Source organism: Bradyrhizobium sp. USDA 10063 (assembly GCF_054063735.1).
The window spans coordinates 9,259,830-9,273,646 of record NZ_JBSSGP010000002.1 but is presented as its reverse complement, the minus strand read 5'-3'; the positions used below and the strand labels follow the sequence as shown (position 1 = coordinate 9,273,646).

At 62.8% G+C, this 13,817-nt stretch carries 14 protein-coding genes and 2 pseudogenes; 11 read left to right on the top strand and 5 right to left on the bottom strand.

Features of this window, described 5'->3' with window-relative positions; all coding sequences use genetic code 11:
* Positions 1-50 precede the first annotated feature (50 nt).
* The 5 genes from ACVJGD_RS45060 to ACVJGD_RS45040 form a co-directional block, all read right to left on the bottom strand.
* Positions 51-557, bottom strand: coding sequence for a DUF6789 family protein (locus ACVJGD_RS45060; protein WP_456640108.1), 507 nt, complete (start codon positions 555-557; stop codon positions 51-53).
* A 146-nt stretch (positions 558-703) separates the two neighbouring features.
* Positions 704-2,107, bottom strand: a complete 1,404-nt coding sequence (locus ACVJGD_RS45055; RefSeq protein ID WP_456640107.1) for a M20/M25/M40 family metallo-hydrolase — start codon at positions 2,105-2,107, stop codon at positions 704-706.
* A gap of 11 nt (positions 2,108-2,118) precedes the next feature.
* The gene (locus tag ACVJGD_RS45050) at positions 2,119-3,444 is read right to left on the bottom strand and encodes a glycosyltransferase family 87 protein (RefSeq protein WP_456640106.1); all 1,326 of its coding nucleotides are present in this window, start codon (positions 3,442-3,444) and stop codon (positions 2,119-2,121) included.
* Between the two features lie 45 nt (positions 3,445-3,489).
* A complete protein-coding gene (locus ACVJGD_RS45045; protein WP_456640105.1) occupies positions 3,490-5,112 on the bottom strand; it encodes a helicase HerA-like domain-containing protein in 1,623 nt (540 codons plus the stop codon).
* A 51-nt stretch (positions 5,113-5,163) separates the two neighbouring features.
* Positions 5,164-5,310 carry a hypothetical protein gene (locus ACVJGD_RS45040; protein WP_456640104.1) on the bottom strand — a complete coding sequence of 49 codons (147 nt, stop codon included), beginning with the start codon at positions 5,308-5,310 and terminating at the stop codon, positions 5,164-5,166.
* 149 nt (positions 5,311-5,459) lie between these two features.
* Here ACVJGD_RS45040 and ACVJGD_RS45035 point away from each other — a divergent pair, with 149 nt between their 5' ends.
* The 11 genes and pseudogenes from ACVJGD_RS45035 (at position 5,460) to ACVJGD_RS44985 (ending at position 13,812) form a co-directional block, all read left to right on the top strand.
* Entirely contained in the window at positions 5,460-5,825 is a 366-nt protein-coding gene (locus ACVJGD_RS45035; protein ID WP_456640103.1) for a DUF2267 domain-containing protein, read from the top strand.
* Between the two features lie 37 nt (positions 5,826-5,862).
* Positions 5,863-6,271 (top strand): annotated as a pseudogene (locus tag ACVJGD_RS45030) (DUF4332 domain-containing protein).
* A 68-nt stretch (positions 6,272-6,339) separates the two neighbouring features.
* Positions 6,340-7,176 carry a dihydropteroate synthase gene (gene folP / locus ACVJGD_RS45025; RefSeq protein WP_456640102.1) on the top strand — a complete coding sequence of 279 codons (837 nt, stop codon included), beginning with the start codon at positions 6,340-6,342 and terminating at the stop codon, positions 7,174-7,176.
* Positions 7,173-7,553, top strand: a complete 381-nt coding sequence (folB, locus tag ACVJGD_RS45020) for a dihydroneopterin aldolase (RefSeq protein WP_456640101.1) — start codon at positions 7,173-7,175, stop codon at positions 7,551-7,553. The genes folP and folB overlap by 4 nt, the downstream gene beginning before the upstream one ends.
* On the top strand, positions 7,546-8,040 hold the full coding sequence (folK, locus tag ACVJGD_RS45015; protein ID WP_456640100.1) for a 2-amino-4-hydroxy-6-hydroxymethyldihydropteridine diphosphokinase: 495 nt from the start codon (positions 7,546-7,548) through the stop codon (positions 8,038-8,040). Before folB ends, folK begins: the two co-directional genes overlap by 8 nt.
* Before the next feature lie 180 nt (positions 8,041-8,220).
* Positions 8,221-10,086, top strand: a complete 1,866-nt coding sequence (locus tag ACVJGD_RS45010) for a methylmalonyl-CoA mutase family protein (RefSeq protein ID WP_456640099.1) — start codon at positions 8,221-8,223, stop codon at positions 10,084-10,086.
* 2 nt (positions 10,087-10,088) lie between these two features.
* Positions 10,089-10,553, top strand: coding sequence for a GFA family protein (locus ACVJGD_RS45005; RefSeq protein ID WP_456640098.1), 465 nt, complete (start codon positions 10,089-10,091; stop codon positions 10,551-10,553).
* On the top strand, positions 10,546-10,980 hold the full coding sequence (locus tag ACVJGD_RS45000) for a hypothetical protein (protein WP_456640616.1): 435 nt from the start codon (positions 10,546-10,548) through the stop codon (positions 10,978-10,980). Before ACVJGD_RS45005 ends, ACVJGD_RS45000 begins: the two co-directional genes overlap by 8 nt.
* Positions 10,977-13,134: pseudogene (gene scpA / locus ACVJGD_RS44995) on the top strand (methylmalonyl-CoA mutase). Before ACVJGD_RS45000 ends, scpA begins: the two are co-directional and overlap by 4 nt.
* 35 nt (positions 13,135-13,169) lie before the next feature.
* Positions 13,170-13,466, top strand: a complete 297-nt coding sequence (locus ACVJGD_RS44990; protein WP_456640097.1) for a nucleotidyltransferase family protein — start codon at positions 13,170-13,172, stop codon at positions 13,464-13,466.
* A gap of 1 nt (position 13,467) precedes the next feature.
* On the top strand, positions 13,468-13,812 hold the full coding sequence (locus tag ACVJGD_RS44985) for a HepT-like ribonuclease domain-containing protein (protein ID WP_456640096.1): 345 nt from the start codon (positions 13,468-13,470) through the stop codon (positions 13,810-13,812).
* Positions 13,813-13,817: the final 5 nt, after the last annotated feature.

The following is a 13,817-nucleotide window of genomic DNA, read 5'->3' as shown; positions in this document are numbered from 1 at the left end:
TTTCGGGGGTTTGGTGTAAGGTTGTGTCCAACAACCTCTGCACTACCGAATTAAACGCCGCCCAATCCCGGGCGGCGTTTTAGCTTCTCACCGGTTTGAGGCGGCGGCCAGGAATTCAACGCAGCGTAGACGATCCCAAGGATGATGCTGTACGTCAGAACCATCGCCAGGGAAAACAGAGCAGGCTTTATTCCGAGGCCCACCCCCGTGGCAAAGAACCCAAGTCGCAACAGGGGAAAGAATACGATCCCCATAAGCATCCAGCCGAGAACGCCAAACACCAATCCTTTCGCTGCGCCACTATTGCCGGGCAGGCGCGGATAGATCCATCCAAAAGCCGGGCCGAGGATGGTCGAGCCGTTCAGGTAGGAGATGGCCCAGGGAATTGCTGGATGGATTTGGCCGCCAATCATGTGACCGAGCGCGCCCTGAAGGCTCTCGTAGGGTTGGAAGGCTGGAAGCAGATCAAACCGGGACTTCAGATACATCAGCAAGGTATGGGCTGCGCTGCCGCAGAATCCCGCGATAGCCGCTTTCCATATCCAGTGCTTGATCATGTCACTGAACGCGTTTTGGGACTCTCCGTCCGGAGCTGGCACTCACTGTTCATATCACGTCGTCTGCGCGCCTGCCGCGCGCACACTATGGCTGGCCGCAGGTATCGCGGCGCCAAACAGGTCTGGCGCCGCCGACGTTATCCCGCCTAGCCTCGCGCCTCCGCCAATGCCGACAGAATCCGCGCCCAGGAGCGGATACCTTTGTGGAAGCTCTTGAGGTCGTATTTCTCGTTCGGCGAATGGATGTTGTCGTCGTCGAGTCCGAAGCCGACCAGAAGCGAATCGAGGCCGAGCGTGCGCTTGAAGTCGGCGACGATCGGGATCGATGCGCCTGATCCCATGAGAACCGCTTCCTTGCCCCACTCTTCCGTCAGCGCGCGCCTGGCGGCGGCGAGCGGCTTCATGTTCCAGTCAAGCGCGATTGCCGGCGCGCTGGAATGGTCGCCGAATTCGACCGAGCAATCGGCCGGGATTCGCGACGTCACGTAATCGCGGAACGACTTTCGGATCTTGGCGGGATCCTGGCCTTCGACGAGGCGGAACGAGATCTTGGCGGAGGCGAGCGACGGGATCACCGTCTTCGAGCCCTCGCCGATATAGCCGCCGACGATGCCGTTGATGTCGCAGGTCGGGCGTGAGGAGATCTGCTCGATCAACAGACGATCCTTCTCGCCGGCCGGCACCGAGAGCCCAATTGGCTTCAGGAAACTGTCGGGCGTCAGGTTGAGCTTCTTCCACTGCGCGAGGACATCCGCCGGCAGGTCCTTCACCCCGTCGTAGAAGCCGGGAATGGTGATGCGGCCATTGTCGTCGAACAGACCGCCGAGAATGCGGGTCAGCACGCGGATCGGATTCTGCGCGCCGCCGCCGAATACGCCCGAATGCAGGTCGCGGTTGGCGGCCTTGATCTTGACCTCGTCATAGACCAGTCCGCGCAGCGAAGTGGTGATCGCCGGCGTGTTCGGATCCCACATGCCGGTGTCGCAGACCATCGCGAAATCGGCTTTCAGCTCCGCCTTGTTCGCTTCCAGGAACGGCACGAAATGCTTCGAGCCGACTTCCTCCTCGCCCTCGATCAGGATGGTGATGTCGACCGGCAGCGAACCCGTGACCTGCTTCCAGGCGCGGCAGGCTTCGATGAAGGTCATCAACTGGCCCTTGTCGTCCTCCGCGCCGCGCGCGACGATGATCTTGCGGCCATCGGCATGGTCGGTGACGACGGGCTCGAACGGCGGACGGTGCCACAGATCGAGCGGATCGACCGGCTGCACGTCGTAATGCCCGTAGAACAGCACATGCGGCCGGCCGTCCGTGCTGCCATTGGCCTTGGCGACGATGGCCGGATGACCCGCGGTCGGCCTGACCTCGGCCGCAAAGCCGAGCGTCGCGATGTCCTTGGCGAGATGCTCCGCCGCCGCCTTGCAGTCAGCGGCAAAGGCCGGATCGGCCGAGATCGACTTGATCCGAAGCAGCGAGAACAGCCGCTCCAGGCTGTTGTCGAAATCGGCGTCGATGCGGTCGAGGACCGCCTGGAGCTTTGGATTGGACATCGCTGAATTCCCTAGCTGTGGGCGCTGTTGTCACCGAGTTTTAGCGCGCCGGCCGCTTCAGGCAAAGCGCCGGCGGCGTCGGCTGGAGGCCGATCCCGTATATGCCAGACTAATCCACCCGCGAGCATAATGGTCGCCACGAGATTGTTACCATAGGCCTGCACATCGATCGGAAACAGCGGCAGCGACAACAGGAGCAGGCAGCCCGCAACCGCCAGCAGGATCCACGTCGCGGTCCTGACCGCCGGGCGCGGATCATAGGCGGCGCGATGCATCAGGACCGTCATCGGGAAGAACAGCCACAGGAAGTAGTATTGCCGCGCCAGCGGCGAGGCGACCGTCATCAGGCAGAACAGGATGCCTAGCTCCTCCGCATCGGATTTCTCGGTCCGGCGCGATGCCGGCGGCATCACCGCGATATAGCCGAGACCAAGCGCGAGCGAGATCGCAAGCACGATGAGGTTCGACGTCTTGAAATCGAGATTGACGATATTCATCGTGCGCGCCGGCTTGGCCACGAATGGATCGTCCTGGTTGTAGTTCACGGGACGCGTCAGCCGATGCGTCATCGCGATGATCGACTGGTTGACCCAGGACCAGTTCTGCTCGTCGCGCTGGCCAAAGCCTTTTTCCGAGCTCGAGCCGACCATGCCTTGGTACCAGGTCTTCAATTCCGTGACGTTGTGCTGGAAGCCGCGGAACGGCGCCGGCAGCACGAACAGGAACACGGCGAGAAACACCAATGTACTCGCAACCGCCTTCCAGCGCCGGCGCCAGATCAGATAGGGCAATACCGCCACCGGAAACACCTTGATCGCGGTCGCCAGCGCAAACATGCTGCCCGCGAACCACAGCCGTTTCAGCCGCAACAGCCAGAACCCATACAGCATCATTGCGAGCAGGATCAGGTTCGGCTGGCCAAGATCGAACATATCAAAGACAAATGTGAGCGTGACGAGGCCGGGCAGCGCCTCCAATAACCAGCCCGGTTTGCGGCCCGATCCCGCCATCGCGTGCGACAGTTGCGCGGTCATCCACCACGCGATGATGTTGAGCAGGCAGAGCGCAAGATAAAGCGCAATCTTGCCGAAATAGCTCGGCACAGCGAGCAGCACCGCCGGCAGCGGCGGGTAGATGAAATCGAAATAGGTATGAGGATCGGCAGGATAGAGATCCTTGCCCTGCAGCACCTGCTGCCCGGCCCAATACCAGAGCGGATAATCCTTGGTCTTGCCGTGCCCGAAAATCTCGGGAACGAGCACATCGGCGGAGAGCGCGATGCAAGCGAGGAAGAACAGGATGTCGAGCGGCGCCCGAAGCGATGGATATCTCAGCACAAGCTCGTTCCAGCAATCGTGGGCAGGTCGCGGCGGGAAAACATGTTACCGCCGCAACAGCCCGCCGAGCGCGCCGCGCACCAATGCGCGTCCGATCGAGCCGCCGACCTGACCGCCGACCGATTTGCCGACGTCGGCCACGATGCCGCCGATCACCTTGTTGGTGACCGAGCGGGTGACGTTGCGCGCGATGACCTGGCCCGTCGACAGCCTGCCGCGCTTGACATTGGTACCGAAGATCGTGGCCGCGATATCGCCGATCTGACCGAGTATGCCGCCGCCTCCGCCGGCCTCAGGGCCGTCCGCCGGCGCCGCCGTACCCTCGATCCGCTTCTGCAGCATCTCATAGGCGGATTCGGAATCGACCGCGGTGTCGTATTTGCCCTTGAACGGGCTCGCGTCGATGATCTTCTTGCGCTCCTCCGGCGTGATCGGCCCGATCCGCGCCGACGGCGGCCGGATCATCACGCGCTCGACCATTGACGGCGTACCGCCACCTTCGAGGAAAGACACCAGCGCCTCGCCCTTGCCGAGTTCCATGATCACGAGGGCGGTATCGAGCTTCGGATTGGGCCGAAACGTTTGCGCGGCGGCCGCGACCGCCTTCTGGTCGCGCGGCGTGAAGGCGCGCAACGCATGCTGCACGCGGTTGCCCAATTGCGCGAGCACCTTGTCCGGGACATCGATTGGATTCTGCGTGACGAAGTAGACGCCGACGCCTTTCGAGCGGATCAGCCGCACCACCTGCTCGATCTTGTCCAATAGCGCTTTCGGCGCATCGTTGAACAAGAGATGCGCTTCATCGAAGAAGAACACCAGCTTCGGCTTCGGCAGGTCGCCGGCCTCCGGCAGTTCTTCGAACAATTCTGACAGCATCCACAACAGGAAGGTTGCATAGAGCCGCGGGCTCTGCATCAACTTGTCCGCCGTCAGGATGTTGACGATGCCGCGGCCGTCGCTGTCGGTCTTCATGAAATCCTTCAGCGTCAACGCCGGCTCGCCGAAGAATTTCGTGCCGCCCTGGTTCTCCAGCACCAGGAGCTGCCGCTGGATGGTGCCGACGGTGGCCTTGCTGACATTGCCGAAGCTCTGCGCGGCCTTCCGGATCGGCTCCAGCGGATCCTCCTCGTCATCGGCGGCTTTCTTGCCGCCCGACGGCACGATTGCATCCAGCAGCGCGCGCAGATCCTTCATGTCGATCAGCGTAAGGCCGTTCTCGTCGGCGACACGGAACGCGACGTTGAGAACACCTTCCTGGACATCGTTCAGATCGAGCATGCGCGACAGCAATAGCGGCCCCATCTCGGTGACGGTCGCGCGAACCGGATGCCCCTGCTCGCCGAACACATCCCAGAACACCGTCGAGAACTGATCCGGCTGGAATTTCAGCCCCATCTCGCTGGCGCGCTTGACGATGAAATCCTTGGGCTCACCAACTTCGGCGATCCCGGACAGATCTCCCTTGATATCGGCGGCAAACACCGGAACGCCGGCGCGCGCAAATCCTTCCGCCATCACCTGCAGCGTGACTGTCTTGCCGGTTCCCGTTGCACCTGTAACAAGGCCGTGGCGATTGGCGAGCGCAAGCGTCAGCCACGCCGCCTGTTCGCCCTTACCGATAAAAATCTTATCATTTGTATCGGCAATCTTGTTATCGGAAGTCGCCATCGCATCGCCTCTTCGCGCGTATCGGGAAGGTATCTTCGCCGAACGCATCCATCATATTGCATCTTGCCCGTCGATTGAAACTGTCAAGCGCCGCCGGCGCTTTTTTGCCGCCCGGATGCGACACTTCTCGTCTTCTTTTTCTCTGACGAGCCGTTCAAAAAACGATGACGCAACGCGATAGAACAGCGCGGTTTGCATATGCAACTCTTGTATTACTGCAACACTTCGCCTGTGATGAAGACGAAAAACGGGATCATCTGCGCTCCTCGCTTGTAATTCGTATCACAGGCGCTCAAGATCAATTCTCAAGCAAGGTCCGGCGGCAAGCCGGCTGAGGGCGGGGCAAGATGGACGAACTGGTTGGACGGCTGGCCGCCGAGGCCGGCATCGATAGAACTATCGCCGAAAAAGCCGTCGGCATCGTTCTGGGTTTCCTCCGTCGGGAGGGGCCATCCAACCAGGTTGAAGCGCTGATCGACCAGATTCCGGGCGCGGAAGCGGCGATTGCGGCTTCGGACAGCAGTGCAGGTCTCGTGCGATTGATGGGCGGCGGATTGATGGCTGTCGGCACCAGGCTGATGGCGCTCGGCCTCAGCATGAATGAGGTTCAGAAGATTGCGCGTGAACTTTTCCGGTTCGGGCGCGACAAACTCGGAGCGGATCAGATGGGCGAGATCGTCGCGGGGACGCCAGGACTCAGCCAATTTGCTTGAACGCACCCTCAGGTTGAGTCATTCAATACCAGACATCATGACATACCCACTTTCCGAGATCGATGGTCTGAGCGCCTATTGCGCCTCGAAATTGAAGGCGCAGGGCATTCGCACCACGGACGCGCTGCTTGAAGCCGCCCGCACCGTCAAGGGACGCAAGGCGCTCGCGGCCAAGACCGGCATCAGCGAACAACAATTGCTCGAATGGGCCAACGTCTCCGACTACATGCGTATTCCCGGGATGGGCAAAGCAAAGGGTCGGTTTGGTCCGTGCCGCCGGCGTCACCACCGTTCGCGAGCTCGCGCTGCGCAATCCGTCGCGGCTTGCGCAGAACATGAAGGAAGTGAACACCAGGCGTAAGCTCGTCCGCGTCCTGCCTTCGGAGAAATCGGTCGAGCGCCTGATCGAGCGCGCGCGCAAATTGCCGCCCAAGATCACTTACTAAGCCCGTTCGCTATTCCCGGCTTGACTCGCCGGTGCGGGACGCGCAAAGCCACCGGCATGATTGCTGCGATGCAAAGGGACGTCCGTTCCGGCGGGACTGCGGTGCTGCCGGCGCTGCTCTCCCGGCCCTACCCGGCCGTGATGGGCGTGCTCAACATCACCCCGGATTCCTTTTCCGACGGCGGCCGGTTTAGCGCGCCCGAACAGGCGCTGACGCAGGCGCGCAGGATGGTCGCCGAAGGCGCAGATATCATCGACATCGGCGCTGAATCCACCCGCCCCTACGGTTCCCAACCGGTCTCGGTGGAGGAGGAGTTGCGGCGGCTGCAGCCCGTGCTGGCAGATGTCGTTTCGCTCGGTGTGCCCGTATCGATCGACAGCATGAAATCGGAAGTCGTGGCCTGGGCGCTCGATCACGGCGCGCTCATCGCCAACGATGTCTGGGGCCTGCAGCGCGATGCCAGCATGGCGCCGTTGGTCGCGGCGCGGCAGGCGCCCGTCATCATCATGCATAACCGAGACCGCGCCGATCCCTCGATCGACATCATGAAGGATATTTCGGCCTTCTTCGCGCGTTCGCTCGACATCGCTGCCGAGGCTGGCATTTCGGCTGACCAGATCGTGCTCGATCCCGGCATTGGCTTTGGCAAGACGCCGCAGCAGAGCATGATGGTGCTGGCGCGGCTTGCGGAGCTTCGCGCGTTCGGCCTCCCGCTCCTGGTCGGCGCCTCGCGCAAGCGCTTCATCAGCACGGTGACGCCTTCGGAGCCGGACCAGCGCATCGGCGGCTCGATCGCGGCGCATCTCATCGCCGCACAAGGCGGCGCGCAGATCATCCGCGCCCACGATGTCGCGGAAACCGTGCAGGCGTTGCGGGTGGCGGCAGCGATCAGGGAGCAGGAATGACCGATACGATCTTCATCACCGGCATCGTCATCCATGCCCGTCACGGCGTGATGGAACACGAGGCCGAAGTCGGCCAGCGCTTCATCGTCGACCTCGAACTCTCCGTCGACCTCTCGGAGTCCTCGCGCACCGACAAGCTCGCCGACACCGTGTCCTACTCCAACGTGGTGGCGACCGCGACCGAGGCATTCAGGGATACCAACTACAAGCTCCTGGAGCGCGCCGCCGGCGCGGTGGCGGATGCGGTGCTGTCGACGTTCCCTCGCGTCAGCGCGGTCAAGGTCACCGTCCACAAGCCGCACGCGCCGATCGCCGCGATCTTCGAAGATGTCGGCGTGGTGCTGACCCGCACGCGGCAAACGGCCGCGCATGGCTAGCGCCCTGATTGCACTGGGCGGCAATCTCGGCGACGTCCGCGCGACGTTCAACAAGGCGATTCCCCAGATCTGTGGCATGACGCAGGCAGCGCTGGTGGCCCGCTCGTCGAACTATGCCACGCCACCCTGGGGCGATGAGCAGCAGCCGGGCTTCATCAATGCCTGCATCGAGATCGAGACCAGCCTCGATCCTCATGCGCTATTGTTCTGCCTACAGAAGATCGAGACCAAGTTCGGCCGCGATCGCTCGCCCGAGCGCCGCTTCGGTCCGCGCACGCTCGATCTCGACCTGCTCGCCTATGACGATGTCAGCATCGACCGTCCGGAATTGACGCTGCCGCACCCTCGCCTGTTCGAGCGCGGCTTCGTGCTGGTACCGCTCGCGGAGATCGCGCCCGACCGTGTCATTGCGGGACGCAGGATCAAGGATGCGCTGGCAGCGGTCTCGACCGACGGTATCGTACGGCTCCCGGAGCCCGGCGAGTGACGCTGTGGCCCGGGTGGAGCGCAGCGAAACCGGGACGCCTGCATCGACGATTGCGAGCGGACCCGGGTTAGGCTGGCGCTACACCCGGTCTACAGGACTGAAAACAGCGTTTGGCTTGGCGGCTTCGGCATGGCAATTTCCGGCCAAACGGCGAGGAAGACTTGAGGAACGATAGGGCGGATGGCGACCACGACTGACGATCTGCGACTGGCGGCCGATTTTGCGCCGGCGACTTACGAGGACTGGCGCAAGCTGGTGGACGGCGTCCTGAAGGGCGCGCCGTTCGAGAAGCTCGTCGGCAAGACCTATGACGGGATCAAGATCGAGCCGATCTATCGCCGCGCCACCAATGCCAGCCCGATCGCCGGCCGCGGCCTGGCTGCGCCCTGGCAAGTCATGCAGCGGATCGATGATCCCGATCCGCGCCGCGCCAATGCGCAGGCGCTGCATGATCTCGAGAATGGCGCCACCGGCCTCGCATTGGTCTTCGCCGGCGGCACTGGCGCCCATGGCTTCGGACTTGAGCCGACGGCGGAAGCCGTCGACAAGGTGCTCGATGGCATCTATCTCGATGCCGGTATCGCCCTTGATCTCCAGATCGGCCCGCAATCGCGGATGGCCGCGATCCACGTCGCGGAATATGTGAAGCGCAGGGGATTTGCTCCCGCCAACTGCGACATCCGTTTCGGGCTCGATCCGCTGGCGGCCTGTGCGGCCTGGGGCTTTAGCCCTTACGACTGGAACGAGATCGTGCCGGCGGTGACCGGCGCGATCAAAGGCCTTGTGGCACTCGGCTTCAAAGGGCCCTTTGCCGCCGCCGATGGGCGCGTGATTCACGATGCTGGCGGATCGGAGGTGCAGGAACTCGCCTTCGTGCTGGCTTGCGCCGTCGCCTATCTGCGCGCTCTCGAACAAGCGGGTGTTGCGCTCGAAGATGCCCAACGCATGGTCTATGCGCGGCTCAGCGCCGATGCCGACCAGTTCCTGACGCTGGCGAAATTCCGCGCGCTGCGGCTCCTATGGGCGCGGATCGAGCAGGCCTGCGGACTGACGCCACGGCCATTGTTCATCGCCGCCGACACCGCTTGGCGGATGGTGACCAAGCGCGATGCCTATGTGAACATGCTGCGCGCCACCATGGCCGCCTTCTCCGCAGGCCTTGGCGGCGCCAACGCCGTCACCGTGCTGCCGCACACGCTGGCGCTCGGCCTGCCCGACGACTTTGCCCGGCGCGTCGCGCGCAACACGCAGCTCATTCTGCTCGAAGAGTCCAATCTCGCCAAAGTATCCGATCCGGCGGCAGGCTCCGGCGGCATAGAGGCGCTGACAAAAGAATTTTGCGAAGCGGCCTGGTTGTTGTTCCAGGAAATCGAAAGAGCCGGCGGCATCTTTGCCGCGCTTCAGCAGAACCTGATCCAGCGCAAGGTTGCCGGTACGCGCGTCGCGCGCGAGGCCAACATCGCCAAGCGGCGCGATGTGCTGACCGGCGCCAGCGAGTTTCCGAACCTTCATGAAGCCGACGCCACGGTGCTGGAAGCAAAACCGATCGTACTGCCGCTCTATGGCGAGGCGAAATTCAAGTTCGACGCGCTGTCGCCGATGCGGCTTGCCGAGCCGTTCGAGACGCTGCGCGACAAATCCGATGCGAGCCTGAAGTCGAGCGGCGCTCGTCCCGGGATATTCCTCGCCAACCTCGGCACGCCCGCCGACTTCACCGCGCGCGCCACCTTTGCGAAGAGCTTCTTCGAGACCGGCGGCATCAAAGCGCTCGACAGCGCGGGGTTTTCCGATCCGGCTGCACTTGGGAAAGCCTTCAAGGCGTCGGGGGCCGTGATCGCCTGCCTGTGTTCCTCGGACAAGGTCTACGCGGAACACGCCGCCGCGGCCGCCAGGGCCCTTCAAGCGGCCGGCGCAAAGCATATCTATTTGGCAGGGCGGCCGGGGGAGCTGGAAACCGCGCTGCGTGCGTCCGGCGTGACCGATTTCATCTTTGCCGGCTGCGACGCGCTGGCGACGCTGCAGGAAGCCTATCGGCGGATGGAGTGAGCATGACGTCGAGCCAAAAACCCGTTCTGACCGGCGGCTGCCAATGCGGCGCGATCCGCTTTGCGGTGACCGCGGCGCCCACACGGATCAGCATCTGCCATTGCCGGATGTGCCAGAAGGCCTCCGGCGCGCCGTTCGCCTCCTTCGCCGATGTCGAGAAGCGTGATTTCGCCTGGACCCGCGGCAAGCCGGCGTCGTTCCGTTCCTCCACGATCGCGGAGCGCGATTTCTGCCCCGCCTGCGGCACGCCCTTGAGCTTCCGCGTCATCGACGGCCCCCGGATCGAGATCATGACCGGCACCTTCGACCGGCCCGATATGGTGGTGCCGACCCGGCAATACGGCACCGAATCCCGTCTCGGCTGGGTGGTCGGCATCGCCAACCTGCCGAGCCAGACCACGCAGCAGAATTACGGACCGGAGAAGATGGCGACCATCGTCAGCCACCAGCATCCGGACCATGATTGAGGTGAGGTCGGTGACTTACCGGGATGAACTTGCCGAACTCGAAGCGGAGCGTGATCGATTGCGATCCATGATTGCCTATCACGAGTGTCCCGCCTTGGACTTTCCGCAACTGCCGCAACTGCCTCTCTGGCTTCGCTTCGTCCTGGTTGGCATCGCCTGCGGTATCGGCGCCTTGATCGTCGCGGGAGTGCTCGCCGGTCAGATATCCGTTTCGTTTGTTGTTTTCTCCGTAGTGTTCCTGGCTTTGGCGGCGTACATTTTGCCCCTGAAATTCAGCGTGTTCGGCACCTCTATGCAGATCGGAGACCTCGTAGGGTTCCTTGGAACGTTTCCGCCGCAACTTGCCACGCCAGGAGAACCCGAAGTTCGTCAGCGTCTTTCGGATTGTGAGGCAAAAATAATGAAATTGAAGGAACGCCGTTCATGAGCCGCATTCCGAACTTCGCGGACATCGCGTTTGCGCCTGCCGCCGGCGCACCGCCCACCGGCACCGTCGAGCCGTGGCTGACGCCGGAGGGCATTCCGGTCAAGGCGGCCTACGGCGAAGCCGATCTCGCCGGCGTTGATTTTCTCGAGACCTGGCCGGGCATCGCGCCCTATCTGCGCGGCCCCTACCCGACCATGTATGTCAACCAGCCCTGGACCATCAGGCAATATGCCGGCTTCTCCACGGCCGAAGACTCCAACGCCTTTTACCGGCGCAACCTTGCCGCGGGGCAGAAGGGCCTCTCGGTCGCCTTCGATCTTGCCACCCACCGCGGCTACGACTCGGATCATCCGCGCGTTTCCGGCGACGTCGGCATGGCCGGTGTGGCGATCGACTCGATCTACGACATGCGCACGCTGTTCGCAGGGATTCCGCTCGACCAGATGAGCGTGTCGATGACCATGAACGGCGCGGTGCTGCCGATCCTCGCGCTGTTCGTGGTGGCCGCCGAGGAACAGGGCGTGCCGCCGGAGAAACTGTCGGGCACCATTCAGAACGATATTCTGAAAGAGTTCATGGTGCGCAACACCTACATCTATCCGCCGACACCCTCGATGCGGATCATCTCAGACATCTTTGCTTTCACTTCGCAGCGGATGCCGAAGTTTAATTCGATCTCGATCTCCGGCTATCACATGCAGGAGGCCGGTGCGACGCAGGACCTCGAGCTCGCCTACACGCTCGCCGATGGCGTCGAATATCTGCGCGCCGGCCTTGCCGCCGGCCTCGACGTCGACCGCTTCGCACCAAGGCTGTCGTTCTTCTGGGCGATCGGCATGAACTTCTTCATGGAAGTCGCCAAGATGCGCGCCGCGCGCCTGCTCTGGGCCAAGCTGCTCAAGCCGTTCAATCCTAAGGACCCGCGCTCGCTTTCATTGCGCACGCATTGCCAGACCTCCGGCTGGTCGCTGACCGCGCAGGACGTCTTCAACAATGTGATGCGCACGACCATCGAGGCGATGGCGGCGACGCAGGGACACACCCAGTCGCTGCACACCAATGCGCTCGATGAAGCGCTGGCGCTGCCGACCGACTTCTCCGCCCCGCATCGCACGCAACACCCAGCTCTTCCTGCAGCAGGAAAGCGGCACCAACCGGATCATCGATCCCTGGGGCGGCTCCTACTATGTCGAGCGGCTGACCCGCGATCTCGCCGCCAAGGCCTGGGGTCACATCCAGGAGGTCGAAGCGCTCGGCGGCATGGCGAAGGCGATCGAAGCCGGCGTGCCGAAGCTGCGGATCGAGGAAGCGTCAGCGAAGACGCAGGCGCGTATCGACGCCGGTAAGCAGGCGGTGATCGGCGTCAACAAGTACAAGCCAAAGAACGAGGCGCCGATCGACGTCCTGAAGGTCGACAACACCAATGTGCGGCGGCTGCAGATCGACAAGCTGAAGCGGCTGCGGCAGGAACGCAATCAGAAGGACGTCGAGCAGGCGCTGGCGGCGCTGAGCCGTTCAGCCTCCGAAGGCAATGGCAATCTGCTGGCGCTCGCCATTGACGCCGCGCGCGCCAAGGCGACCGTCGGCGAGATCTCGGACGCCATGGAAAAAGTGTTCGGCCGCCATCGCGCCGAGATCAAGTCCATCACCGGCGTCTACAAGCGGGAGGCAGCCGCCATGTCCAACGGGGTCGAAAAGGTGCAGGCGCTGATCGACGCCTTCGAGGAGGCCGAAGGCCGCCGGCCGCGCATCCTGGTGGCGAAGATCGGCCAGGACGGCCACGACCGCGGCCAGAAGGTGATCGCATCGGCCTTTGCCGACATCGGCTTCGACGTCGATATCGGGCCGCTGTTTGCCACCGCCGACGAAGCGGCGCGGCAGGCGGTCGAAAACGACGTGCACATCCTCGGCGTCTCCTCGCTCGCCGCCGCTCACCTCACCGCGGTGCCGGAACTGAAGGCCGCGCTGAAGAAATACGGCCGTGAGGATATCATGATCATCGTCGGCGGCGTGGTGCCGCCGCAGGATTACGAGGCGCTGTACCAGGCCGGCGCAGAAGCGATCTTCCCGCCGGGCACCGTGATCTCCGACGCTGCCGAGGAGCTGATCCACAAGCTCAACGCCCGGCTCGGCCATAGCGAGGCGGCGGAGTAGCTGATAGACTGGCCAAACTGCCCACAGGTTGAGCCATGACGCGTGACCAGATCATTGCTGCGATACGAAAGAACGCCGACGCCATCAGGGCGACGGGCGTGTCGAAGCTCGCCATTTTCGGCTCGCGCGTACGCGGCGACAATCGGCCTGACAGCGACATTGACGTACTCGTAGAAATCGAACCGGACGCCTCGTTTTCGCTCCTCGATTTAATTGGTGTTGAGCACATCATCGAGGATGCGACCGGATTGCAGGCGCAGGCCACCACGCGGCGCTCCCTCACTCCCCGCTTCGCGCAGCGTATAGCAGACGACATCGTCGAAGTGTTTTGACGTGCGCCCGACTCCTGCTGATCGAATCGATCATATCGTCACCGCGATCGACAATATTCGACACATGGTGGCCGGGTTTACGCGTGAAAGCTTTGCAAACGATCTGACGGTGCGACTCGCGATGGAACGGTTGCTTGAAATCATCAGCGAGGCATCCCGGTTCATTCCAGCAGAATTGAAGGCGAAAGAACCTGGCATCAATGGGAGAGGTTTGGCTGATCTCGGAAATTGGTTGCGCCACGCCCATCACCGGACAGACCCGGATTTGCTCTGGAACATGGTCGAGCGCGATCTCGAACCCCTCAGAAACTTTGCCGAACAAATTGCCAAGGAAGCAAAACCTTGACCTTG

Bases quoted from the DNA above. Each gene is read 5' to 3' on its own strand.
- ACVJGD_RS45000 (WP_456640616.1), top strand. From the start codon at position 10,546: ATGATTGAGGTGAGGTCGGTGACTTACCGGGATGAACTTGCCGAACTC.
- ACVJGD_RS44990 (WP_456640097.1), top strand. From the start codon at position 13,170: ATGACGCGTGACCAGATCATTGCTGCGATACGAAAGAACGCCGACGCC.
- folK (WP_456640100.1), top strand. From the start codon at position 7,546: ATGGCTAGCGCCCTGATTGCACTGGGCGGCAATCTCGGCGACGTCCGC.
- ACVJGD_RS45055 (WP_456640107.1), bottom strand. From the start codon at position 2,107: ATGTCCAATCCAAAGCTCCAGGCGGTCCTCGACCGCATCGACGCCGAT.
- folB (WP_456640101.1), top strand. From the start codon at position 7,173: ATGACCGATACGATCTTCATCACCGGCATCGTCATCCATGCCCGTCAC.
- ACVJGD_RS45005 (WP_456640098.1), top strand. From the start codon at position 10,089: ATGACGTCGAGCCAAAAACCCGTTCTGACCGGCGGCTGCCAATGCGGC.
- folP (WP_456640102.1), top strand. From the start codon at position 6,340: ATGCAAAGGGACGTCCGTTCCGGCGGGACTGCGGTGCTGCCGGCGCTG.
- ACVJGD_RS45040 (WP_456640104.1), bottom strand. From the start codon at position 5,310: ATGCAAACCGCGCTGTTCTATCGCGTTGCGTCATCGTTTTTTGAACGG.
- ACVJGD_RS45045 (WP_456640105.1), bottom strand. From the start codon at position 5,112: ATGGCGACTTCCGATAACAAGATTGCCGATACAAATGATAAGATTTTT.
- ACVJGD_RS45060 (WP_456640108.1), bottom strand. From the start codon at position 557: ATGATCAAGCACTGGATATGGAAAGCGGCTATCGCGGGATTCTGCGGC.
- ACVJGD_RS45035 (WP_456640103.1), top strand. From the start codon at position 5,460: ATGGACGAACTGGTTGGACGGCTGGCCGCCGAGGCCGGCATCGATAGA.
- ACVJGD_RS45010 (WP_456640099.1), top strand. From the start codon at position 8,221: ATGGCGACCACGACTGACGATCTGCGACTGGCGGCCGATTTTGCGCCG.